We start from the raw sequence: 24,021 nt of genomic DNA, 5'->3' as shown, positions 1-24,021 counted from the left end.
GCGCCGGACGCCGCCATGTCATTGATCCTGTCACGTCGCGATCTCAACTTCCTCCTCTACGAATGGCTCGACGTCGCGGCGCTCGCCCGGGTGCCGCGCTACGCCGACCATTCGCGCGAGACCTTCGATGCCGCGCTCGACACGTGCGAGCGCATCGCCACGGAACTGTTCGCGCCCCACAACAAGGCGAGCGATCAGAACGAGCCCGCCCTTGTGCCGGGGCCGGATGGCGAAACCGTGCGGATGATTCCCGAAGTCGGCGCCGCGCTGCGCGCGTTCTGCGAGGCGGGGCTGATGGCGGCGGGACAGGATTACGACTACGGCGGCATGCAATTGCCGGTCGTGGTCGAGAAGGCGGCCTTCGCGTATTTCAAGGCCGCCAATGTCGGCACCAGTTCGTATCCGTTCCTGACGATCGGCAATGCGAACCTGCTGCTCGCGCATGGCACGCCCGCGCAGATCGACACGTTCGTGCGGCCGGAGCTCGAGGGGCGCTACTTCGGCACGATGTGCCTCTCCGAACCGCAGGCGGGCTCATCGCTGTCGGATATCGTCACGCGCGCCGAGCCCGATGGCGACTCGCCGCTCGGCGCGCGCTATCGCCTGCGCGGCAACAAGATGTGGATCTCGGCCGGCGAGCACGAACTGTCCGAGAACATCGTGCACCTCGTGCTGGCCAAGATTCCGGGGCCCGATGGCAAGCTGATTCCGGGCGTAAAGGGGATTTCGCTGTTCATCGTCCCCAAGTATCTGGTGAACGAGGACGGCACGCGCGGCGAGCATAACGACGTCGCGCTGGCGGGGCTCAATCACAAGATGGGCTATCGCGGCACGACCAATTGCCTGCTGAACTTCGGCGAGGGCACGACGTACCGGCCGGAAGGCAGGGGCGGCGCGATCGGTTACCTCGTGGGCGAACCCCACAAGGGCCTCGCCTGCATGTTTCACATGATGAACGAAGCGCGCATCGGCGTCGGGCTCGGGGCCGTCGCGCTTGGCTATACGGGGTATCTGCACGCGCTGGACTATGCGCGGGTCCGTCCGCAAGGCCGGCCCGTCGGCGCGGGTGGCAAGGACCCTTCGACGCCGCAGGTGAGGCTGGTCGAACATGCCGATGTGCGGCGCATGCTGCTGGCGCAGAAGAGCTACGTCGAGGGCGGCCTCGCGCTGAACCTTTACTGCGCGAAGCTCGTCGACGAGGAGCGCGCGGCGAAAGCAGAAGGGGAAGACGCCACATCCCTGTCGCTGCTGCTCGACATTCTGACGCCCATCGCCAAGAGCTGGCCGTCGCAATGGTGCCTGGAAGCCAACAGTCTGGCGATTCAGGTGCATGGCGGCTATGGCTATACGCGCGAGTACAACGTCGAGCAGTTCTATCGCGACAACCGGCTGAATCCGATCCACGAGGGCACGCATGGCATTCAGGGCCTCGACCTGCTGGGCCGCAAGGTCGTGATGCGGGATGGGGCGGCGTTCCGCTTGCTGGGCGAACGCGTGCGGGCCACGGTGCAGCGGGCCGTCGGAAGCGGCGATGCCACGCTCGCCGAACAGGCACGCGCGCTTGGCGCGGCGGCGCAGCGGCTGGCGTCGGTGACCACGACGCTGTGGTCGGCGGGTAGTCCCGAGGTGACGCTCGCCAACGCGAGCATCTACCTCGAAGCGTTTGGCCACGTGGTGGTCGCGTGGATCTGGCTCGAGCAGGCGCTCGTCGCGCACGCGGCGTTGTCCTCCGGTGTGGCCGACGCGGACTTCTATCGCGGCAAGCTCGCGGCCGCCGCGTACTTCTACCGCTTTGAGCTGCCGAAGACGGCGCCGCAACTGGACCTGCTCGCATCGCTCGATCGCACCACGCTGGACATGCAGGACGCCTGGTTCTGAGCGGCGACAATCCAAGCGGTTACGACAAGAACACGATATAACGGAGACACGATGCACACGATGGCCCAGTTGTTCGACCTCACCGGCCGCACCGCCCTGATTACCGGCGGGTCCCGCGGCCTCGGCCTGCAGATCGCCGAAGCGCTCGGCGAGCAGGGCGCGCGGCTTGTGCTGTCCGCGCGCAAGGCGGGCGAGCTCGAGCAGGCGCAGGCGCATCTGCGCGCGCGCGGCATCGAGGCGGAGTGGATCGCCGCCGATGGCGCGCGCGAGGACGAGATCGAGCGTCTGGCCACCGGCGCACTGGACAAGCTCGGCCACGTCGATATTCTCGTCAACAATGCGGGCGCCACGTGGGGCGCGCCGGCCGAGGACTATCCGGTCGAGGCGTGGGACAAGGTGATGAACCTCAATATCCGCGGGCTGTTCCTGCTGACGCAGCGCATCGGCCGCGCGTCGATGATCCCCCGCCGCCGGGGCCGCATCGTCAACGTCGCGTCGATCGCGGGGCTGGCGGGCAACCCGCCGGGCACGATGGAAACCATCGCGTACAACACGTCGAAGGGCGCCGTGGTCAACTTCACGCGCACGCTCGCGGCCGAATGGGGCGAGCACAACATCACGGTCAACGCGCTCGCGCCCGGATTCTTTCCCTCGAAGATGACGCAGGGCTCGCTCGACCGCATCGGCGTGGAGGCGATGTGCGCGGGCGTGCCGCTACGCCGGCTCGGCGACGACGAGGACCTGAAGGGCGCGGCGCTGCTGTTCGCGAGCGACGCCGGCAAACATATCACCGGGCAGATCCTGGCCGTGGACGGTGGCGTCAGCGCGATATGAATCCATAATGGCGGGCGCGCACGTGCGCGCTCAATGACGCAGGACGCTTTGGATCATGACGGAACACAACGGCTTTCTCCACAGGATTCCCTTTCTTCTCGACCTCGGCGTGCGATGCCATCGCATGGAGGCGGGGCAGAGCGAGATCGAGCTCGATCTGCTCGAGCGCCATCAGAACAGCTGGGACATGGCGCACGGCGGCGTGCTGATGACCATGCTCGACGTCGCGATGGCCATCGCGGGCCGCTCCACCGACCCCGAGGGCCGCGGGGTCGTCACGATCGAGATGAAAACGAGTTTCATGGCGCCCGGGCGCGGCAACAAGCTCACGGCGCGCGGTACCTGCGTGCACCGCACGAGCACGATGGCCTTCTGCGAAGCGGAGATCGTCGATCCGCGGGGCAAGACCGTCGCGCGCGGATCGGGCACGTTCAAGTTCATCAAGCGCTCGCCGCCCCATCGTACATCGGGTACGCCGGGCACACCGGGCACGGCGGACACCGGCGCGGACGGCTGACCGGATTCCAGCGCGCGTCAGACCGGACCGCGCCATTCCACACCACAACCTGAAGAGGGCACCCACCATGTCGGATCAGAAAACCTATCAGCGCATCGTCCTGGCCTCTCGACCGACGGATGCCGTGACGCCGGACAACTTCCGCCTGGAGACCGTGCCCGTGCCCACGCTGGCGGACGGGCAGGTGCTCGTGCGTAACCATTTCCTGTCGCTCGACCCGTACATGCGCGGCCGCATGAGCGAGAGCAAGTCCTACGCCAATCCGCAGCCGCTCGGTGAAGTCATGATTGGCGGCACCGTCGGGGAAGTCGTGGAGAGCCGCAATCCGAAGTGGAAGGCCGGCGACAAGGTCGTGGCGATGTTCGGCTGGCAGGAGATGGCCGTCAGCGACGGCAGCGGCATGCAGAAGGTCGATACCACGCATATCCCGCTGTCGGCCTATCTCGGTTCGGTGGGCATGCCAGGCGTGACCGCGTGGTATGGCCTCAATCGCATCATCGAGCCGAAGGCCGGTGAAACCGTGGTGGTCAGCGCCGCGTCGGGCGCGGTGGGCAGCGTGGTGGGCCAGCTCGCGAAGAAGGCGGGATGCCGCGTGGTGGGCGTGGCCGGCGGCAAGGACAAGTGCGACTACGTGGTGAACGAACTCGGCTTCGACGCCTGCGTGGACTACAAGGCCGCGGCCGATGCCAAGGCGCTCTACGCCGCGGTGAAGGCCGTGACGCCCGATGGCATCGACGGCTACTTCGAGAACGTGGGCGGCGACATCCTCGACGTGGTGCTCGCGCGCCTCAACGCGTTCGGGCGCATCGCGCTGTGCGGCCTGATCGCGGGCTATGACGGTCAGGATCTGCCACTGAAGAATCCGCGCGCAATCCTGATTTCGCGTGCCAGGATCCAGGGCTTCATCGTCTCCGAACACATGGACGTGTGGCCGCAAGCGCTGAAGGAGCTCGGCGGACTGGTGGCGCAAGGCCAGCTCAAGTTCCGCGAGAGCGTGTCGGAAGGACTCGCCAGCGCGCCCGAAGCATTCATGGGCCTGCTCAAGGGTCGCAACTTCGGCAAGCAGCTGGTCCGGCTGAACTGAAGGCGCGGGGCCGGGGAGCGCCGGCGCCACCGGGTAACGGTAAGAACTGGGAACGAGGTGCACACCATGAATCAGTTCGAAGGCAAGGTCGCGGTCATCACGGGCGGGGCGTCTGGATTTGGCAGGGAGTTCGCGCGCATCGGCGCATCGCTGGGCATGCGCCTGGTGCTGGCCGACGTGCAGCAGGACGTGCTCGATGCCACCGTGAGCGAGTTCGAAGCACGGGGCACGCCCGTCATCGGCGTGCGGACGGATGTCTCGCGCGCGGCGGACATGCAGGCGCTGGCGGATGCCACGATCGCCGCGTTCGGCGAGGTCCATCTGTTGTTCAACAACGCGGGTGTCGGCGCGGGCGGGCTGATCTGGGAAACCGGCGAGCGCGACTGGGACTGGGTGCTCGGCGTCAACCTGCATGGCGTGATCCACGGCGTGCGGATCTTCACGCCACTGATGCTCGCGGCCGCGGCAAAGGACCCCGCCTATCGGGGGCACATCGTCAATACGGCATCGATGGCGGGGCTCGTCAACGCGCCGACCATGGGCGTCTACAACGTGTCGAAGCATGCGGTGGTCTCGCTCAGCGAAACGCTGTACCAGGACCTGGGCCTCGTCACCGATCAGGTGCACTGCTCGGTACTGTGCCCCTTCTTCGTGCCGACTGGCATCAGCCAGTCTCATCGCAACCGCCCCCGGGACGCGGCCGGAGACGAGGGACTGACCGCGTCGCAGCGGCTCGCGCGGGCGCAGGCGGAGAAGGCCGTGTCGTCCGGCAAGGTCAGCGCGGAAGAGGTCGCGCAGCGAACTTTCGCCGCGATTCGCGAGGAAAGCTTCTATATTTACTCGCACCCCCAGGCGCTCGACAGCGTGCGGCAACGCATGGAGGCCATCGTCGGCGCGCGCAATCCCGCGGATCCGTTCGCCGGCAAGCCCGATGTGCGTGCTGCCCTGGTACGGGCCTTGCGCGGTTGAGTCGGCAGTCACCCACCAGAGAGGAGACTGCGATGGAGACACTCATGACCGCACCCGCCGTGATTCACCACCTGCAGTTCGCCAGTCTGCCGAACGGCATGCGGCTGCATTACGCGAGCGCGGGCGAGCCGGGCAAGCCGCTGATGCTGTTCGTGCACGGCTTTCCGGAGTTCTGGTACGCGTGGGAGCGTCAGCTGGCCGAGTTCGGGCAGACGCATTTCGCGGTGGCGCCGGACCTGCGCGGCTTCAATCTGTCCGGCAAGCCGGCCGAGGTGGAAGCCTATCGGCCGAAGCGAGTGGTGGAAGACCTCGTGCAGCTGATCCGCACGCTCGGGTATTCGCGCTGCGTGATCGTCGCGCATGACTGGGGTGGGGCCGTGTGCTGGAATCTTGCGATGCAGCATCCCGAGCTCGTCGAGCGGCTGGTCATCGTCAACGCGCCGCACCCCTATCTGTTCGCGCGGGCGCTGGCGGCGGATCCCGCGCAGCAGCAGGCCTCCGCTTACATGAACTGGCTGCGCAAGCCGGGTTCCGAGAAGGCCCTCGCCGCGAACGATTTCGCGCTGATCGAGAAGATGCTGAGCGGCGGAGAGGGGCCACGGCCCGCGTGGTTCACCGACGGCGTCCGCGAGCGGTATCACGCGGCATGGTCCGCGCCCGGCGAGACGGGCAGCCATTCGCTGACGGGGAGCGTCAACTACTACCGCGCGACGCCAATGCGGCCGCCTACCGACGACGAGCCCGCCGCCGATCTCTCGCGCTTCGACCCGGCCGAGGCGGTGGTCCGCGTGCCGACGCTGGTCATCTGGGGCGAGAACGACCGGGCGTTGCCCAAGACCCTCGTCGAGGGGCTGGGCGACTTCGTGCCGAACCTGCGCCTCGAGCGGATACCGGAGGGGACGCACTGGGTCATCCACGAGCAACCCGAGCGCGTGAACCTCCTGATCCGCAGCGCGCTGGCCTGATCAGGCCAGCCGGTCCCGATACAACCGGTAGTTCTCGTCGTCGAAGCAGACGAACGTGACCTGCTCGATGGTCGGCGCGCGTTTCAGCGCCTCGCGGACGGCGGCAATGGCGATGTCGGCCGCCCGCTCGCGCGGAAAGCCGTAGATGCCCGTGCTGATGTTGGGGAACGCGACCGTGCGCAGGTCGTGCTCGGCCGCGAGCCGGATGCTGTTGCGATAGGCATTGGCGAGCAGGGCGTCCTCGTCCTGGCCGCCACCTTTCCAGACCGGCCCCACTGCATGGATGACGTAGGGCGCGGGCAGGAGGCCACCGGTCGTGATAACGGCTTCGCCGGTCTTGCAGCCGCCCTGCGTATCGCGGATCGCCCGGCAGGCGTTGCCGATGGCCGGCCCGCCGGCGCCATGGATCGCGCCGTCCACGCCGCCGCCGCCCAGCAGCCCACTGTTGGCGGCATTGACGATCGCATCGACCTCCATGCGCGTAATGTCGCCATGCACCACCTGCAGATGTTCGCCTGTCATGTCGTCTCCCGCGCCGGTTGGCGTATGTGTGCATTCAGCATAGTCGGCCAGACACGGGGATTGCAGAGGAGAAGTGCGCGATGAGGGTAATTTCGTAAGCCGCGGCGGCGCAATCGATGGCAGAATGGCGAAATAGAACGGTCGTTCACATTCGCCACAGGGATGGCGTGTCCGGCGTGACGATCGCATGGTTCGTTTCAGGCGCCCGTTCAGGTGCCCGTTTCAGGTTGCAAGCTTCTCGTAGTGGCTTAGTCATCGTCATGTCCGTCAATCCATTGCCGCCCGGCATGTCCGCGCAACCGCTGGACCCGCAGGTCGCCCAGCTGCTCGACCTGGTCGCGCGCGCCAGGCGGCCGCCGCTGAACGCGCTCGATGTGGCCGACGCCAAGATCGCCTACGAGAAAAGCGCGTCGATTCTCGATATCTCGCCGCCGTCCGTGCATACGGTGGAAGACATGACCGTGACCGCGCGCGACGGCCATGCCATTCCCGTGCGGCTTTACGCGCCCCGCGAACCGAGCTGGACCGACCCGCAGCCCCTGCTCGTGTACTTCCATGGCGGCGGCTTCACCGTCGGCAGCATCAACACCCACGACGCGCTATGCCGCAGGCTGGCCATCGACGGGGAATGCCTCGTGCTGTCGGCCGACTACCGCCTGGCCCCCGAATGGAAATTCCCCACCGCCGCGCACGACGCGTTCGACGTCATGCAGTGGGCGTTCGACGAAGCCGCGCGGTTGGGCGCGGATGCATCGCGGATCGCGATCGGCGGAGACAGCGCGGGCGGCACCCTGGCCGCCGCCTGTGCGATCGAGGCGCGGGATCGGGGCTTGCGGCCCGTGCTGCAAATGCTGATCTATGCGGGCACGTGCGCGCGGCAGGACACGCCGTCCCATCGCGCGCTCGCGGAGGGCTATCTGCTCACCGCGGAGATGATTCACTGGTTCTTTTCGCAGTACCTCGGCAGGCCCGAAGACCGCGACGACTGGCGCTTCGCGCCGCTCGATGGCGGCGGCACGGGTGCCGATGTTCGCGGCGTGTGCCCGGCGTGGATTGCCGTGGCCGGCTACGACCCGTTGCATGACGAGGGCGTGGCCTACGCGGAGAAATTGCAGGCGGCTGGCGTCGCCACCGCGCTGGCCGACTATCCGGCCATGATTCACGACTTCTTCAAGATGGGCCGCTTCGTCAGCGCGGTGGCCGGCGCGCATGCCGACGCCGCGCACGCGCTGCGAGCGGCCTTTCGCGAGCGGGACCGGGAGGCATAAGGAGAAATACCCACCACCGCCCGCATCGGCGTCATACGCTTGACAGAAATTCGCAGCAAAAACGAATTCGCATACGACAAGGAGACAACCACCATGCAACGTCGCACCTTCCTTCGCCATTCCGCCGCCCGCCTGGGCATGCTGGCCGCCGCGGGCGCGGTCGGCCTTTCCGCGTTACCCGCGCAGGCGCAGGCCGACAAGTACCCCCAGCGTCCGATCCGTCTGGTCATCGGCTACACCGCGGGCGGTTCCACAGACGTGCCGTTCCGCGTGCTCGCGGACAATGCCTCGAAGATTCTCGGCCAGCCCGTGATCGTGGAGAACAAGCCGGGCGCCGGCGGCGTGCTGCCCGCGCAGATGATGCAGACCACGGCGCCGGATGGCTACACGCTCGCGCAGGTGCCGCTGCCCGTGTTCCGCCTGCCGTACACGACCAAGATCAACTGGGATCCGGTCAAGGACCTGCAGTACGTGATCAACCTGGCCGGCTACTCGTTCGGCCTGGTCGTGCCGGCCGACTCGCCCATCAAGACGATGCAGGAGTACATCGCCTACGCCAAGGCGAACCCCGGCAAGCTGACGTACGGCACGCCCGGCGCGCTGACCACGCTGCACATCACGATGGAAGAGCTCGCGCTCAACGCGGGCGTGCAGTTCTCGCATATCCCCTACAAGGGCAATTCCGAGTCGATGCAGGCGCTGCTCGGTGGCCATGTGATGTCCGTGGCGGATACGCCGGCGTGGGCGCCGTATGTCGAATCGGGCCGTCTGCGTCTGCTGTCGACGTGGGGCGACAAGCGTTCCACGCGTTTCCCGAATGCGCCGACGCTGAAGGAGCTGGGCCTCAACATCGTACAGACCTCGCCGTTCGGGCTCGTCGTGCCGAAGGGCACCGACCCGAAGATCGTGCAGAAGCTGCATGACGCCTTCAAGCAGGCGATGGAGATGCCGAACTACCGCGAGTCGCTGGCCAAGTTCGACATGGAGCCGTATTACATGAGCAGCACCGACTATGCGAAGTTCGCGGCCGACACCGTCAAGAAGGAGAAGGCTATCATCGACAAGCTCGGTCTGGCGAAGGCGCAGTAATCCCCATGGCGAAAGCGGACTTCCGGCATAGCATGCCGTTGCGCGTGCGGTGGGCTGAAGTCGATCCGCAGTCGATCGTCTTCAACGCGCACTACCTGACGTATTGCGATATCTGCGTCACGGAGTACTGGCGCGCGCTCGGCATTCGCTATCCGGAGGACGTGCTGGGCGCGCATGGCGTGGATATCTTCGTGGTCAAGTCAACGCTCGAGTATCACGCGTCGGCGCGCTTCGACGACCAGCTCGATATCCGCGGCCGCATGGCGCGGCTCGGCCGCTCCAGCATGCTCTTTCGCGTGGAGATGTACCGCGGGGACGAGCATCTGATCACGGGCGAGATCGTGTACGTGTGCGCGGACCCCGCGACGCAGACCTCGGCGCCGATTCCGGGGCCGGTGCGGGAGATCATCGAGGGGTACGAGGTGGTGGCGCCCGCGCGTTGAAGCGTGTCTTGCGTATCGCTTTGTATCAGACGAAAACCGCGACACAGCCCCATACAAAAATACGTGTTGCTGACATCGGAGGCATGAACGGGCTCCCTAGACTGCATGGCATCCCAACCAGTCAACGAGGAGAACGTTCATGTCTTACCGAGTCCATCATGTCGCCCATCATGTCGCTGTCCGATCGAAGCCGGGCAGCCGCGCCCTGAGCCTCTACGCATTGACGGCCGCGAGTGCCGTGGCCGCCGTCGCCTTTATCGGGTTTGCGCAGCCCGCGCATGCGGCCGAGGCATCCCGGCCGGCCACTGCCGCCGCTGCCGCCAGGGCCTCGCAGGCCGACGACAGCATTCGCCCATTCCGCGTCCACGTGCCGCAGGCCCAGCTGGACGACCTTCGCAAGCGCATTGCCGCCACGCGCTGGCCCGACAAGGAAACCGTGGCCGACGATTCGCAGGGTGTGCAGCTGGCCCGCGTGCAGGAACTCGTGCGTTACTGGGGCACCGGCTACGACTGGCGCAAGGCGGAGGCGCAGCTCAACGCCTTGCCGCAGTTCGTCACGAAGATCGATGGCGTGGATATCCATTTCATCCACGTGAAGTCGAAGAACCCGAACGCATTGCCGCTGATCCTGACGCATGGCTGGCCGGGCTCGATCTTCGAGTTCATCCATACGATCGGGCCGCTGACCGATCCCGCCGCTTACGGTGGCCGTGCCGAGGATGCGTTCGACGTCGTGATTCCTTCTATCCCGGGGTACGGGTTCTCGGGGCGGCCGACGGAGCTGGGCTGGGGGCCCGATCGCACGGCGCGTGCGTGGGATACGCTGATGAAGCGGCTCGGGTATGCGCAGTACGTGTCGCAGGGCGGCGACCACGGGTCGGTGATCTCCGACGCGCTGGCGCGGCAGGCGCCCGCGGGGCTGAAGGCGATCCATCTGAACATGCCGGCGACCGTGCCGGGCGCGTTGATGAAGTCGTTGTTGAGCGGCGATGCGCCGCCGTCCGAGCTGTCCGCTTCCGAACGGGATGCCTATGAATCGCTGCGCGTCTTCTTCGGCCGCAATGCGGCGTATGGCGCGATGATGGTCACGCGACCGCAGACCATCGGCTATTCGCTGACCGATTCGCCTTCGGCGCTGGCGGCGTTCACCTACGAGAAGATTGCGGCGTGGAGCGACAGCAACGGCGCGCCGGAGCGTGTGCTGACGCGCGATGCGATTCTCAACGACATCACGCTCTACTGGCTGACCAACACGGGCGCGTCGTCGTCGCGGTTTTATTGGGAGAACAATAACAACAACTTCAGCGCGGACGCGCAGAAGACCCGCGACATCAAGGTCCCGGTCGCGATCACGGTGTTCCCGCACGAGATCTACCGCGCGCCCGAGACCTGGAGCAAGCAGGCTTACCCGTCGCTGATGTACTACCACCAGGTGGGCAAGGGCGGCCACTTCGCGGCCTGGGAGCAGCCGCAGCTGTTCGCGGAGGAGTTGCGGGCGGCATTCAGGTCCGTGCGTTGACGCGTTACCGCTGCGCGACGAGCCTTGCTTGCAGGAGGTCGCGCTCGGCGGGAGCGGGCGGTTGCCGGTAGTGGAACTTGCCCGCCACCTGCGTCGCGATCGCGAGGCCGTCGCGGAACAGGATGCGGTTGCCGGTGAGCGCGGGGACCTTGTCGCCGGGGAGGATCGTACCGCAGAGATTGAGCGGATCGATCGCCGAGATGGCGATGAGCTCCCCGTCATGCGGGCGGCGGCGCATATCGCGGAGCAGGGGGATGGCTTCCGGCAGGGCGAACTGCTCGCCCGACAGGCCGGCGACGAATCTGCCCCCGCGCACTTCGCCCCGCGCTTCCAGCCGGTGATAGACCGGCAACAACTCACGCCACGAGGGCATCCACGCGGCTTCGCGCTCCAGCAGGGTCCAGAACATGACGCCGTAGCGGCGGAGTAGCGTCATGGCGATGTGTTCGAGGGTCTCGGGGTCGGGGCGACGGACGCCTCGCGCCGCGGCGCTACGGATGCCGCCATCAGGACTGGCGCTGCCCGCGCTCACCGCGCGGGCAGCCGACACGATCTCGCTCGCGCGCGTGGTCACCGTGACCGCGTCCGTCCGGCGGACCAGTGCCCAGCGGCCCGCCTCTTCCATCGTGGGGCCGGCCCCACGGCGCCGCCGCCGGTCCATGGTATTGCGCTTGCTTGCGGGAACGAGCATCGCTCGCAGGCCCGCGTAGCTGTCGGCATTGACCAGGCCCGTCGCCACGAGCTCGCCCAGCGCGTTCTCGAGCTCGGCCGGCAGCAGCCGCGCGTCGTGCGCGAGTTCGTCGTAGAACATGGCGCCGTGCTGCCGCAAGGCCTCCAGCACACGTGCGGCCCGTGGCGAGACCTCGACCTCGGCGGGATTGGCGGGCATCGCGTGCCAGACCGCAAGCTGTCGGCGGGGCAGCAGCACCAGCGGCGTCGCCCGCACGGGACCGCCGCTCGCGCTGGCAGGCGCGCCGAGCCGCGTCCATACGATGCGGCCCGCGCGGCAAAGGTCGTCGAGCCACAGGCCCGCGTACTCCTTCACGCGCGGCGCCAGCAGTTCCGACTCCCACGCGCCCGCGGGCGCTTCGAAGCCTTCGAGCTGGGCCAGCGCCTGGGGCAGGGCGTCGCTGCCTTGCAGCCGCGTGTCGTCCGACAGATGTTGCCACGCAAACAGAAACCGCATGAAGTCCTGTCGCTCCACGGGCTCGATTTCGCGGCGCAGCTTGCGGATGGTGTAGCGGTGAATCCGGGCCAGAAGATGGCGCTCGCACCATTGCTCGGCGGCGCCCTGCGCGCGGGCCGTGAGCATGCCCGGCGTGAACCGGCCGCGCATGACGTAGCCTTCGGCTTCGAGTTGCATGAGGGCCATGGTGACGGCGCGCTCGCTTAGCGCCAGCGGTGCGGCGATCTCGGTCACGGTCCGCGGCCCAAAGCCCGAGAGCCTCGCGCGCAGGAGTTCCACGAGCGCATCCTCCTGCGTCCACGGTCCGTCGTCCGGCACCGGCTGCGCATCGGTGGCGCCCGCGCGCGAGGCCGGTCCGGTGTCGGGTCCCGCCGGCACGGCAACATCGATCCCATATGCCGCCCGCACGCATGCCACGCGCTCGCGCGCCACCCACAGGCTGGTGTCGCCATTGACATCGTGCCGTATCGCCCGACCACCCGCCGCCAGCGCGGCAAGCCAGTCAGTCCAGCCCTCGTTGGCCTCGGCCTCCGCCTCCGTGATGCAGGCCAGCGACATCAGCGCCTCCTGTATCTCGTCCGCATTGCGCGCCCGCGGCCATGCCTCTTCGGCCACGGATTCGATCGCTGCAGCGTCCAGCGCGCCCATGTCGTCCGTGGAGGAAGCATCCGTCCAACGACGGTTCAACACCGCCTGCGTCCGTCGCTCCTCGATCGGTGCGTCGTCCAGGTACGCATACGGCCGCGCACCGAGCACCTCCATCGCCAACGGCGAAGGCGCGGGCAGATCGCGGGCAATGAGCCGTACCTCGCCAGCTTCCATTCGCCGCAGCAGCGCGATCCACCCGTTGCTATCCATCGCCTCGTGCAGGCAATCGTCGAGCGTCTGCTCCACCAGCGGATGGTCCGGCAGCTCCCGCTCACCGGCAATATTCTCGAGGCACGCCGCCTGGTCCGGAAACACGGCCGCAAGCAAATCGTCGCTCTTCATGCGCTGCAGCTGCGGCGCCACCTTGCGCCCGCCGAGAAACCGGGGCAATGCCAATGCCGTCGTCGCGTTCCAGCGCCACCGCACGTTGAACAGCGGCGCATCGAGCAACGCCTGCACCAGCACATGCTCGGCGTTGGAAGACTTGAGGTAATGCCACACCTCGTCGAGCGCGAAGCTGTGGCTTTCCGACAGGGACAGCACGATGGCATCCTCCGTCGCGGCCGCCTGCAACTCGAAGTTGAACGTGCGGCAGAAGCGCTTGCGCAAGGCCAGCCCCCATGCTCGATTGATGCGGCTGCCATACGGCGCATGTACGACGAGCTGCATCCCGCCGGATTCGTCGAAGAAGCGCTCCATCACCAGCGTATCGTGCGTGGGCAGCGCGGTGAGTGCCGCCCGCGCCCGGGCGAGGTACTCGACGATCTGCCGCGCGGCCTCCTCATTCAGTCCGACTTCCCCCACGAGCCATCGCACCGCATGGTCGATCGCCGCCGCGCCGTCGCCGGGGCTCTCACCAAGCCTCTCGCCCAACAAGCGATCGACCTCGGCCCGCAAGCGCGCCACGCCCAGCGACAACGCGTCGCTGCGCCCCGGCGCCTCTCCGATCCAGAACGGAATATTGGGCGCGGCCCCATGCGCATCCACCACGCGTACCTTGCCCGCCTCGATCCGCTGAATGCGATACGAGGTGTTCCCCAGCTGGAATACGTCCCCCGCCAGCGACTCCACCGCGAAGTCCTCATGCACGGTGCCAACGTTCTGCCCGCCGGGCTCGAGAATCACGGTGAAGTCCGCGTTGTCGGGAATCGTGCCGCCCGACGTCACGGCCGTCATCTTCGCGCCCCGCCGGGCGCGCACGGTACCGCTCACCGAGTCGCGATGGACGTAGGCACCCCGCACGCCCTGGCGCCCCGAGTACCCCTCGGCCAGCGTTCGCAGCACCGCATCGAAACGCGCGCGATCGAGCGAGGCATACGGCGTCGCACCGCGCAGCAGATCGAATAACGCGTCCTCATGCCACTCGCGCTGACCCACCTCGGCCACGATCTGCTGCGCCATGACATCGAGCGGCGCCACCGGAATACGCAGCACATCGAGCTCGTCGCGCCGCACGCAATCGAGCAGGGCCGCGCATTCGATGAGGTCGTCCCGCGAGGTTGGAAATAGCCGCCCCTTGGGCAGTCCGCCGACATGGTGGCCGGAACGGCCCACGCGCTGCAGGAACGACGCGATGCTGCGCGGCGATCCCATCTGGCAAACGAGGTCGACATCGCCGATATCGATGCCGAGTTCGAGAGACGCCGTGGCGATCAGCACGCGCAACGCCCCGCGCTTGAGCCGCTGCTCGGCATCGAGCCGATATTCCCGGGCGAGGCTGCCATGATGCGCGGCCACATGCTCGCCGCCGATGCGGTCGGCCAGATGCCGCGCCATGCGTTCGGCCATGCGCCGCGTGTTGACGAAGATCAGCGTCGTGCGGTGCATCGCGGACAGTTCCGCGAGCCGGTCGTAGACGCGCTCCCACACCTCGTTCGGCAGGACGGCCTCGAGCGGCACGGGCGGGAGTTCCAGCGCGAGATCGCGCTTGCGCACGTGCCCGACGTCGACGATCTCGCAGGTCTTGCCCGTGCCGCTCAGGAAATCCGCGACGGCGGAGAGTGGCTTCTGCGTGGCGGACAATCCCACGCGTACCGGGGGCTGCTCGCACAGTGCATCGAGCCGCGCGAGGCTCAGCGCGAGATGGCTGCCGCGCTTGTTGCCCGCCACGGCGTGGATTTCATCGACGATCACGGTGCGCACGCCGGCCAGCATCGCGCGGCCCGAGTCGGATGCGAGCAGTACGTAGAGCGATTCCGGGGTGGAGACGAGGATATGAGGGGGACGCCGGCGCATGGCGCTGCGTTCGGCCTGCGGCGTGTCGCCCGTGCGCACGGCGGTGCGAATGCCGTGGGGCGGCAGGCCCATCGCCTCGAGCTGGGCGCCGATACCCGCGAGCGGGGCGTGCAGGTTGACGCGGATGTCGTTGGAGAGCGCCTTCAGCGGGGAGACGTACAGCACCCGCGTTTCGTCGGGCAAGGGCGAGGCGACGCTCTCCCGCACGAGGGCGTCGATCGCGGCCAGAAAGGCGGTCAGCGTCTTGCCGGATCCCGTGGGCGCCGCGATCAGCGTCGGCTGCCCACGATGGATCAGCGGCCACGCGCGCTGCTGCGCTTCCGTGGCCCGCGGAAAGGTCGCGGCAAACCATGCCGCCACCGCGGGATGGAAATCCTGCAAGGCGTCCAAGTCGGCGGGGGAAGTACGGCGCATTGGCTGAAGTTGGGGATGATAGCGCCGATTGGAAGAGGGCCAGCCGTCCCTCAGCCGCCTCATTCCCCGACGCCTTCACATTCACCCGAGCCTCAACCCGAGCCGAGCCGAGCCGCGTAGCGGCGCCTATCCGCCGCTCACCACGGCATTCGCGTCGTAGACCTTCTCGCACCACGCCGCGCTCGCCCCGAGCAGCTTCGACAGCTTCCTGGCCGCCACCAGCTGCACGCGCGCGATCTCCGCGCGGTCGGCGGCCTCCAGCCGCGAGGCCGGCCCGGACAGCGTCAGCGCGGCCATGAACTTGTCGCCCGCGCCGAACAGCGGCGTGGCGAACGCGGCGGTATAGACGTCGCGCGCGCCCGAGGTAAACCACGGCAGCGGCTGCGCCCGCCGCGCGGCCTCGTCTCCCTTGCCCCAGAACTTGAGCACCGACCCGATCGCGGTGTCATCGAGCGGCAGGATGGTCCCGGGGAGCCGCGTTTCCCGCAGCCCCTCGCTGGGCTCCGCGCGATAAAGACACATGCGCTGTTCGTCGCCATGCAGCACGTAATACGAAGCGCTTTCCCGCGTGGCGAGCGCGAGCTCCTGCAAGACGGGTTCGATCAGCGACCCGAGCTGGAACGACTGCTCGTAGAGCTTGCCGAGGTAGAGCACCCGCGGCCCCAGCGCGTACCGCCCATCCGCCGTGCGCGCGACGTAGCTCATCCGTTCGAGCGAGTTCAGCAGCCGGAAGACCGTCGTCTTGTGCATGCCCGACGCGGCCGACAACTGGGCCAGCGACAGGATCTCCGCCCCCAGCCGGAAGCAGTCCAGCAGGCCGAGCGCTTTCTCGACCGCGGCGACGCCATGGTTACTCATCGTTGTTCAGCCGGGTTGGTAAGGATACGGCCATTGTACTGTGTACAACGCCGTTTTGATGCGTACAAGGGTTAACGACAAGTGGAGCGAGCATCGTAACGGACTATAGTGGGCACACGGTAAATGAAACGATGTTGTACAGAGTACAACGCGCAAAAAAGCATCACAGGAGACCAACAATGCGTGCGATCCGAACCCTCGTCCTGACCACGATGGCGTTGAGCGCCATGGCCACCATGCCGGCACAAGCCGCGTGGCCCGACGACCGGCCGATCGAGGTTTATGTGGGGTTCGCGGCAGGGGGCGGCACCGATCTGCTGGCCCGCGCGATGGCCCCATACCTGCAGAAGCATCTGGGCGGCAAGGCCCGGATCGTCGTCGTCAACAAGCCCGGCGCGTCCGGCGAGATCGCGTATGCCGCGTTGTCGCGCGCCGCGGCGGACGGTTACACGATCGGCATTGTGTCCACGCCCTCGCTACTGACCATCCCGATCCAGCGCAAGCCCAAGTACGAGCCCGCGTCGATCGTCCCACTTGCCCGCGTCATCGACGATCCCGCGATGTTCGTCGTGGCCGGGGACAGCAAGCTTGCTTCGATGGCGGATCTCGTCAGGCTGCTCAAGGCGAACCCGGAAGGCCTGTCGATGGGCAGCAACGGCATCGGCACCAATGGGCATATGGCGGCACTGGCGCTGCAGCAGGCGACTGGCGCGCGCGTCAATCACATCCCGTTCGCGGGGACGTCCCAGACGAAGACCAGCCTGCTCGGCCACCACATCGACGTGATGGCGATGAGCACCACCGAATTCACCGAAGCCGACCGCGCCTCGAAGGACGTCAAGGTGCTGGCGCAGCTTGGCGAGACGCGCCGCCCCGGCCTGATGGCCGACGTGCCGACGGCCCGCGAGCAGAAACTCGACATCACGATTTCTTCCGAACGCGGGTTTGCCGCGCCGCGCGGCCTGCCGCCCGACGTGGCCAAGCGCCTGCAGGACGCGATCGAGGCCACGGTGAAGGACCCCGAGTTCCTGTCGCGCGCCGTCAACGAAGCGCGCGGCATCTCTTATCTGTCCGGCGCCGCGTGGACCCAGCACATGGCCACGCAGCGCGGCAAGTTCGAATCCCTCTGGAAGCTCGCTTCCGCGAAGTGATCCCCCAATTATCTGGAGTCGTATATGAGCACCCAAGCCAAGGCATCGCCCGCCATTCGCCGCGAGTATCAACGCGTGTCGCCCGAACTCGTCGAGCGCGCCGCGAAGTTCCAGGCCGCTATCCTCGCCGACGTGGTGGGGCGCCGCGGCACGCTGAACGGCCGCGTGCAGGGCCTGTCCCGCGACATGAAGGTGTGCGGTCCCGCATTGACCGTCGAAGTGCGTCCCGGCGACAACCTGATGTTCCACGTTGCGCTGGCCATCGCGCAGCCCGGCGACGTGATCGTGGTCGATGGCAAGGGCGACCAGACCGCCGCGCTGTGCGGCGAGATCATGGCCACGCAGGCGCAGGCCTCCGGTGTCGCCGGCTTCGTGATCGATGCGGCCGTGCGCGATTCGCATGAACTCGCGCATGGGTCCTTCCCGGTGTTTTCGGCGGGCACGAACCCGTGCGGTCCGACCAAGGCGATTGGCGGTCTCGTCAACTGGCCCGCTTCGGTGGCCGGCGTGGCCGTGAACCCGGGCGACCTGATCGTGGGCGATGCCGATGGCGTCGTGGTGATTCCGCGTGAAGATGTCCCAGCCATTCTCGAACTCGCGCAGAAGAAGGTCGACGCCGAAGCGAAGCGCATCGCCGCGATCAAGGCTGGCGAACTGCGTCCGGGCTGGCTGGACAAAGAGCTGCGCGCCGCGGGCGTGCTGGCCGAAGGGGAGACGCTGTGAGCACGCAGAAGAAGCCCGCCTTGCTCGTCACGGGCAACGATCTCGCGCCGGAGGCGCTCGCGCTGCTGAAGGACTTCGACGTGTCCTTCGCGGGCAAGCAATGCAGCGAAGAGACCGTGCTCGCCATGGCGAAGGAGAAGGATCCGGTCGCGATCATCGTGCGCTACGGCAAGATCAATGCCGCGATCATGGATGCGGCGCCATCGCTCAAGGTGATCTCGAAACATGGCAGCGGCATCGACGTCATCGACCAGCAGGCCGCGGCCGAACGCGGCATCGCGGTGAAGGCGGCGGTGGGCGCCAACGCGGCGGCCGTGGCCGAGCACGCGTGGGCGCTGATCCTGGCTTGCGCGAAGGCGGTGCCGCACCTCGACGACCGCATGCGCGCGGGCCATTGGGACAAGTCGACGCACAAGTCGATCGAACTCGGTGGCCGCACGCTCGGCGTCGTGGGGCTCGGCGAGATCGGCCGGCGCGCGGCGGCCGTGGGCGTGGCGTTCGGCATGCGCGTGCTCGCGTTCGATCCGTATGCGAAGACGGCGCCCGATGGCGTGACGCTCGTCCCGGACCTCGCGCGGATCTATCGTGAAGCCGATGTGGTCTCGCTGCATTGCCCGCTGACCGACGACAACCGCGGCATGATCAACCGCGAGACGCTGGCGCAGTTCAAGGACGGCGCCATCCTCGTGAACACGGCGCGCGGCGGCCTGATCGACGAGCCCGCGCTCGCGGAGGCGCTGACCAACGGCAAGCTGCACGCGGCGGGGCTGGATAGTTTCGCGGTGGAGCCGATGCCGGTGCCGCACGCGTTCCAGGAAATCCCGAACCTGATCCTGTCGCCGCATATCGGCGGCGTCAGCGACGCGGCCTACGTGAACATGGGCGTGGGCGCGGCGCAGAACGTGCTGAAGGTGTTGGAGGCCGCCCGCGCGGCGGCATAGCAGGACCGATAACAGGCAGCGCGGCCGGGCGGCAATGTCCGTTCCGCCGCGTATCGCGCCGACGGTCGTACGGAGACAAAAAATGTTGCATCGCATGTTTGCATGGAAGGTGGCCGCCATGGCGGTCATGGCTGCCGCCGGCCTCTCGGTGGTTGCGCCCGCGGCCGCGGCCTACCCGGACAAGCCCGTCCGGATCGTGGTCCCGAACCCGCCCGGCGGGGCCGTCGACGTCGTGACGCGCAAGATCGCGCAGAAGCTCACGATGCAGATGGGGCAGAGCTTCGTGGTCGAGAACAAGCCCGGCGCATCGGGCACGATCGGCACGACGCAGGTCGTCAACGCCGCGGCCGATGGCTACACGCTGCTGGCCAACGACAATTCCTACACCACACTGCCCTATGTGTTCCGCAAGCTCAACTGGGATCACCAGAATGCGCTCGTGCCGATCGCCCCGTTCGCGTTCTCGCCCGTGGTCGTCGGCGTCAAGGCGGATTCCCGCTTCAAGGACCTCGCGTCGCTCATCGCTTATGCGAAGGCGCATCCCGGGGAAGTGACGTTCGGCTCCGGCGGTCCGGGCAGTTCGCCGCATTTCGCGGCGGAAGCGTTCCAGCAGGCCGCCGGCATCCGGCTGATGCACGTGCCCTACAAGGGCGCGGGCGAGGCGATGATCGGCCTGCTCGGCGGCAATGTCGATCTGCTCGTGGTCTCCACGCCCACGGCGCTCGCGCCCGTCAAGGGTAACCAGATGCGTCTGCTTGGCATCAGCGGCAGCAAGCGTGTCGACGTGTTCCCCAGCGTGCCGACGTTCGCGGAGGCCGGGGTGCCCGGCTTCAATCTGTTCAACTGGTCGGGCATGGCGGCGCCGAAGGGCACGCCGACGGACATCGTCGCGCGCCTGCAGGCGGAAATCCACAAGGCGTTGCAGTCGCCGGACATGACGCAGTTCCTCGCACAGATGGGCTCGCAGCCCGGCAATCTGGACAGCGCGGGGTTTGCGCAGCTGATCCAGCGCGAAACGGCGCAATGGGCGACCGTCGCGTCAAAGGCCAATATCGAGAAGCAATGATGCTGCTACTGCAACAACCTGCCGTGCGCGATGCGACGGTACTCACGCGCCTGCCCGACGCATTCCGCCGGCACGATACCGACAATGCGTGGGCGATCGCCAATCGCGGCGGCGTGTCGGTGGAGTCCTTCCTCGAAGGCCCCGTGTGGGCGGACGGCCATCTCTGGGTCACCGACGTTCCCTATGGCCGCGTGTTCCGTGTTTCGATGCGCGGCGACTGGGAATTGATCGCCACGTTCGATGGCGAGCCCAACGGCATGAAGCGCATGGCCGATGGCAGCTTTCTCATCACGGACTATCGCAATGGCCTGATGCGTCTCGACGCGACGACCGGCGTCGTCACGCCGTTCCTCGAGCGCCGGAACTCGGAGCGCTTCCGTGGCGTCAATGACCTCACGTTCGACTCGGCGGGCAACCTGTACTTCACCGATCAGGGGCAGTCGGGCATGCACGATCCGACGGGCCGCGTGTATCGTCTTTCGCCGGGCGGCAAGCTCGACGTGCTCATCGACAACGCGCCCAGCCCGAACGGCCTCGTGCTGTCGCCGGACGAGAAAGTGCTCTACGTCGCCATGACGCGCGGCAACTGCGTCTGGCGCGTGCCGCTCCAGCCCGACGGGTCGGTGAGCAAGGTCGGCCAGTTCTTTACCTCGTATGGCCCGAGCGGTCCCGACGGCCTTGCCATGCGCGCCGACGGTTTCCTGCTCGTCGCCAATCCGGGGCTCGGGTATGTGTGGGTGCTCAACCATCGCGCCGAACCGGTCGAGGTCATCCGCACGCCGGTGGGCGCTTCGCTGACGAACCTGTGCTTCGGCGGCGCCGAGGGCAAGACGCTGCTGATGACGGAGTCGACGACCGGCGCCATCCTTTCCGCGGAAATGTCCGTCGGCGGCGCGCCCGTGCATGCGGGGCGGGGCGCATGACCGGGCCGGTGCTGTCCTTTGCCGGCGCATGGGACTGTCATACGCACATCTATCACAGCCGCTATCCGGTCGCGCCGGGGGCGACGCTGCGTCCCGCCGATGCGACGACGGACGACTACCTGCGCGTCCAGCGCGTGCTCGGCACGTCGTGCGTGGTCGTTGTGACCCCATCGACGTACGGCACCGACAACAGCAGTACCGTCGACGCGATCGCCGCCTATGGGGATGGCGCGCGCGGCGTCGCGGTGGTGGGGGCCGATGTGCCGGATGCCGAGCTCGCGCGTCTGCATGCGGCGGGCGTGCGCGGCATTCGCTTCAATCTGACGCTGCCCGCGCCGGTATCGCTCGACGATCTGCCCGCGCTCGCAAAGCGCATTGCCGGCCATGGCTGGCACGTGCAACTCAATCTGCCGCCCGAGTGGCTGCCCGACGCGGCGGGCATGCTGTCCGCGCTGCCGGTGCCGATGGTGTTCGACCACTACGGCCATCTGCCGATCGGGCAGCGCGCGGGGGAGCACGCCTACCGCGTGATCGCTGACCTCGTGTCGGCGGGCAAGGCGTGGGTGAAGCTGTCGGGACCGTATATCGAATCGCTCGAAGGCGCACCGCACTACGGCGACATGCAGCCGCTCGCGGCGCGCTATCTGCAGCTCGCGCCGGAACGCATGGTGTGGGGATCGGACTGGCCGCATCCGACCGTGCGGGCGAGAGGCGGCGAAGCCGTCGACGATGCGTCGGTCCTGCAAACCTTTCTCGCATGGTGCTGCTCGGCCTGCTCGGCCGACACCGCGTATCGGGTCCTCGTGGGGAATCCGCAGGCGCTGTACGGCAATACCTGAACAACGACAACAGCCACTACGGCAACGACTACGACAACGACTACGACAACGACTACGACAACGACTACGATTGGAGACAAGATGTCTGTATCGCGATTTTTCATGGGCGCACGCTTTGGCGGCATGCGCCGCCTCGCCACGTCGCTCTGCCTGAGCGTGGCGGTACTCGGGACCGGCGTGGCGCACGCGCAGACCGACTGGCCGGCCGGCAAGGTCATCAACTACATCGTGCCGTATCCGGCGGGCGGCACCACGGACATCCTCGCGCGCCTTATCGCGCAGAAGGTCGGGCAGTCGCTGGGCACGACCATCGTGGTCGAGAACCGGCCCGGCGCCACGGGCGCCATCGGCTCGGCCTTCGTCGCGCGGGCCCCGGCCGATGGCTATACGCTGCTTGGCGCCTCCACGGCGTCCCACGCGATCAACCCCGCGCTGAATCCGAAGCTGCCTTACGACGCGGTCAAGGGGTTCGCGCCCGTGGTGCTGGTGGGCACGATTCCGAGCGTGATCGTCGTCGCGCCGAACAGCCCGTACAAGACGCTGAAGGACCTGCTGAACGCGGCCCGCGCCAGGCCCGGCACGATCAGCTACGCGTCGGGTGGCAACGGGACCATCCTGCAGATGTCGTCCGAGCTGCTGCAGCAGCAGGAGAACGTGCGCATGACGCATGTGCCCTACAAGGGCGATGTGCCAGCCATCCAGGACGTGATGGCGGGACATGTGGACTTTATGTTCGCGCCCACGGCGCCGATCCTGCCCCATGTGCAGGGCGGCAAGCTGCGCGCCCTGGCCGTCGTGGCGCCGGCGCGCGTGCCGACGCTGCCGAACGTGCAGACCATCGCGGAAGCGGGCGTCGCCAACTTCGAGGCCGAGCATTGGCAGGGCGTCTTCGCGCCCGCCGGCACGCCGCCCGCCATCGTGCAGCGGCTGAACGCGGAGATCAATCGCGCGTTGCAGGAGCCGGAGGTCAAGGCCCAGCTCGCCAGGCTCGGCATCAAGATCGCCGGCGGCGCGCCGGAGCGGCTGGCCGAGATCCAGAAGGCCGACATCGCCAAATGGAGCCGTGTGGGGAAGGCGGCGAACATCACGCTGGATTGAGTCTGCCGAGGCGTGACGATCGACCCTCGCCGGCCGGCGATCAGACGCGCTCGGTCAGATAAGGCTTGAGCCAGCCGAGTCCCGCCGACGTGCCCGCGCGCGGACGGTACTCGCAGCCGATCCAGCCCGCATAGCCGAGCCCGTCGATCACGTCGAAGAGGTACGGATAGTTGAGTTCGCCGAGATCCGGCTCGTGCCGCTCGGGCACACCCGCGATCTGGATGTGGCCGATGCCCGCGAAGTCGCGCTTGAGCTTGACCGCGAGGTCGCCCTCCATGATCTGGCAGTGGTAGCAGTCGAACTGCACGAGGAGGTTCGCCGCGCCGACCTGCTGGCGGATCGTGTGCGCGTCGTCCTGACGGCTCAGGAAGTAGCCCGGCATGTCGCGCGTGTTGATCGGTTCCATCAGCACGGTGATGCCATGCGCGGCCGCGGATGCCGCCGCATAGGCGAGGTTCTCGAGGTAGACCGCGCGGCAGCGCGCGGCGTCCGCGTCCGCCGGGACGATGCCCGCCATCACGTGCACGCGATCGTTGCCGATGACCGACGCATACTCGAGCGCCTTCACAAAGCCTTCCCGAAACTCCGCCTCGCGTCCGGGCAGCGCGGCCGTGCCGCGTTCGCCCGCGGCCCAGTCGCCCGGGGGCGCGTTGAACAAGGCCTGCACAAGGCCGTTGTCGTCGAGCCGCTTGCGAATCTCCGACGCGGCATGCTCGAACGGAAAGAGATACTCGACGGCCTGGAAGCCATCCGCGGCGGCGGCGGCAAAGCGGTCCAGGAAACCGTGCTCGTTGTACATCATCGAGAGGTTCGCGGCGAAGCGCGGCATGTCTGTCTCCTTGTATCAGCCA

At 67.5% G+C, this 24,021-nt stretch carries 21 protein-coding genes; 17 read left to right on the top strand and 4 right to left on the bottom strand.

Features of this window, described 5'->3' with window-relative positions:
• The first annotated feature begins 15 nt into the window (after window positions 1-15).
• From KHP16_RS08005 to KHP16_RS07980, 6 genes are all read left to right on the top strand, one after another.
• Window positions 16-1,878, top strand: a complete 1,863-nt coding sequence (locus KHP16_RS08005) for an acyl-CoA dehydrogenase (protein WP_211959911.1) — start codon at window positions 16-18, stop codon at window positions 1,876-1,878.
• A gap of 51 nt (window positions 1,879-1,929) precedes the next feature.
• Entirely contained in the window at window positions 1,930-2,712 is a 783-nt protein-coding gene (locus KHP16_RS08000) for an SDR family oxidoreductase (protein WP_109580939.1), read from the top strand.
• Between the two features lie 55 nt (window positions 2,713-2,767).
• Window positions 2,768-3,229, top strand: coding sequence for a PaaI family thioesterase (locus KHP16_RS07995; RefSeq protein ID WP_179593455.1), 462 nt, complete (start codon window positions 2,768-2,770; stop codon window positions 3,227-3,229).
• A 67-nt stretch (window positions 3,230-3,296) separates the two neighbouring features.
• Window positions 3,297-4,313 carry an NADP-dependent oxidoreductase gene (locus KHP16_RS07990; RefSeq protein WP_211959910.1) on the top strand — a complete coding sequence of 339 codons (1,017 nt, stop codon included), beginning with the start codon at window positions 3,297-3,299 and terminating at the stop codon, window positions 4,311-4,313.
• Window positions 4,314-4,379: 66 nt separating this feature from the next.
• Entirely contained in the window at window positions 4,380-5,282 is a 903-nt protein-coding gene (locus KHP16_RS07985; protein WP_211959909.1) for an SDR family oxidoreductase, read from the top strand.
• 32 nt (window positions 5,283-5,314) lie between these two features.
• On the top strand, window positions 5,315-6,247 hold the full coding sequence (locus KHP16_RS07980; protein WP_211959908.1) for an alpha/beta fold hydrolase: 933 nt from the start codon (window positions 5,315-5,317) through the stop codon (window positions 6,245-6,247).
• Here the strand turns inward: KHP16_RS07980 and KHP16_RS07975 are convergent, their stop codons facing one another.
• Complete coding sequence (locus KHP16_RS07975; RefSeq protein WP_109580944.1) at window positions 6,248-6,769, bottom strand: O-acetyl-ADP-ribose deacetylase; 522 nt, start codon at window positions 6,767-6,769, stop codon at window positions 6,248-6,250.
• 260 nt (window positions 6,770-7,029) lie between these two features.
• Between KHP16_RS07975 and KHP16_RS07970 the strand changes: the two genes are divergently transcribed.
• The 4 genes from KHP16_RS07970 to KHP16_RS07955 all read left to right on the top strand — a co-directional run bounded on the left by KHP16_RS07970 (window position 7,030) and on the right by KHP16_RS07955 (window position 11,088).
• On the top strand, window positions 7,030-8,037 hold the full coding sequence (locus KHP16_RS07970) for an alpha/beta hydrolase (RefSeq protein WP_244835682.1): 1,008 nt from the start codon (window positions 7,030-7,032) through the stop codon (window positions 8,035-8,037).
• A 93-nt stretch (window positions 8,038-8,130) separates the two neighbouring features.
• Window positions 8,131-9,126 carry a tripartite tricarboxylate transporter substrate-binding protein gene (locus KHP16_RS07965; protein ID WP_109582641.1) on the top strand — a complete coding sequence of 332 codons (996 nt, stop codon included), beginning with the start codon at window positions 8,131-8,133 and terminating at the stop codon, window positions 9,124-9,126.
• A gap of 5 nt (window positions 9,127-9,131) precedes the next feature.
• The gene (locus KHP16_RS07960; protein WP_109580945.1) at window positions 9,132-9,569 is read left to right on the top strand and encodes a YbgC/FadM family acyl-CoA thioesterase; all 438 of its coding nucleotides are present in this window, start codon (window positions 9,132-9,134) and stop codon (window positions 9,567-9,569) included.
• 139 nt (window positions 9,570-9,708) lie between these two features.
• Window positions 9,709-11,088 (top strand): epoxide hydrolase family protein, encoded by a 1,380-nt coding sequence (locus KHP16_RS07955; RefSeq protein WP_211959907.1) that lies wholly within the window; start codon window positions 9,709-9,711, stop codon window positions 11,086-11,088.
• Window positions 11,089-11,092: 4 nt separating this feature from the next.
• Here KHP16_RS07955 and KHP16_RS07950 read toward each other — a convergent pair whose 3' ends face one another.
• On the bottom strand, window positions 11,093-15,571 hold the full coding sequence (locus KHP16_RS07950) for a DEAD/DEAH box helicase (protein ID WP_211959906.1): 4,479 nt from the start codon (window positions 15,569-15,571) through the stop codon (window positions 11,093-11,095).
• Between the two features lie 126 nt (window positions 15,572-15,697).
• The gene (locus tag KHP16_RS07945; protein ID WP_115952380.1) at window positions 15,698-16,429 is read right to left on the bottom strand and encodes an IclR family transcriptional regulator; all 732 of its coding nucleotides are present in this window, start codon (window positions 16,427-16,429) and stop codon (window positions 15,698-15,700) included.
• Between the two features lie 179 nt (window positions 16,430-16,608).
• Here KHP16_RS07945 and KHP16_RS07940 point away from each other — a divergent pair, with 179 nt between their 5' ends.
• From KHP16_RS07940 to KHP16_RS07910, 7 genes are all read left to right on the top strand, one after another.
• Window positions 16,609-17,580, top strand: a complete 972-nt coding sequence (locus KHP16_RS07940) for a tripartite tricarboxylate transporter substrate binding protein (protein ID WP_244835681.1) — start codon at window positions 16,609-16,611, stop codon at window positions 17,578-17,580.
• Between the two features lie 24 nt (window positions 17,581-17,604).
• A complete protein-coding gene (locus KHP16_RS07935; RefSeq protein ID WP_109580949.1) occupies window positions 17,605-18,303 on the top strand; it encodes an RraA family protein in 699 nt (232 codons plus the stop codon).
• Window positions 18,300-19,244 carry a hydroxyacid dehydrogenase gene (locus KHP16_RS07930; RefSeq protein ID WP_211959905.1) on the top strand — a complete coding sequence of 315 codons (945 nt, stop codon included), beginning with the start codon at window positions 18,300-18,302 and terminating at the stop codon, window positions 19,242-19,244. The genes KHP16_RS07935 and KHP16_RS07930 overlap by 4 nt, the downstream gene beginning before the upstream one ends.
• 82 nt (window positions 19,245-19,326) lie before the next feature.
• Window positions 19,327-20,310 (top strand): Bug family tripartite tricarboxylate transporter substrate binding protein, encoded by a 984-nt coding sequence (locus KHP16_RS07925; protein ID WP_375153778.1) that lies wholly within the window; start codon window positions 19,327-19,329, stop codon window positions 20,308-20,310.
• Complete coding sequence (locus tag KHP16_RS07920) at window positions 20,310-21,233, top strand: SMP-30/gluconolactonase/LRE family protein (RefSeq protein WP_115952886.1); 924 nt, start codon at window positions 20,310-20,312, stop codon at window positions 21,231-21,233. The genes KHP16_RS07925 and KHP16_RS07920 overlap by 1 nt, the downstream gene beginning before the upstream one ends.
• Window positions 21,230-22,072 (top strand): amidohydrolase family protein, encoded by an 843-nt coding sequence (locus tag KHP16_RS07915; protein ID WP_211959904.1) that lies wholly within the window; start codon window positions 21,230-21,232, stop codon window positions 22,070-22,072. Before KHP16_RS07920 ends, KHP16_RS07915 begins: the two co-directional genes overlap by 4 nt.
• Window positions 22,073-22,153: 81 nt before the next feature.
• Window positions 22,154-23,170 (top strand): Bug family tripartite tricarboxylate transporter substrate binding protein, encoded by a 1,017-nt coding sequence (locus KHP16_RS07910; protein ID WP_244835680.1) that lies wholly within the window; start codon window positions 22,154-22,156, stop codon window positions 23,168-23,170.
• Between the two features lie 40 nt (window positions 23,171-23,210).
• On the opposite strand, the gene otnI is transcribed toward KHP16_RS07910, so the two are convergent.
• Window positions 23,211-23,999 carry a 2-oxo-tetronate isomerase gene (otnI, locus tag KHP16_RS07905; protein ID WP_179593460.1) on the bottom strand — a complete coding sequence of 263 codons (789 nt, stop codon included), beginning with the start codon at window positions 23,997-23,999 and terminating at the stop codon, window positions 23,211-23,213.
• Window positions 24,000-24,021 lie beyond the last annotated feature (22 nt).

The organism is Cupriavidus plantarum, assembly GCF_905397285.1.
GTDB lineage: Bacteria > Pseudomonadota > Gammaproteobacteria > Burkholderiales > Burkholderiaceae > Cupriavidus > Cupriavidus plantarum.
Note: the sequence above shows the minus strand (reverse complement) of the source record. Positions and strands in the feature narration are given on the sequence as shown.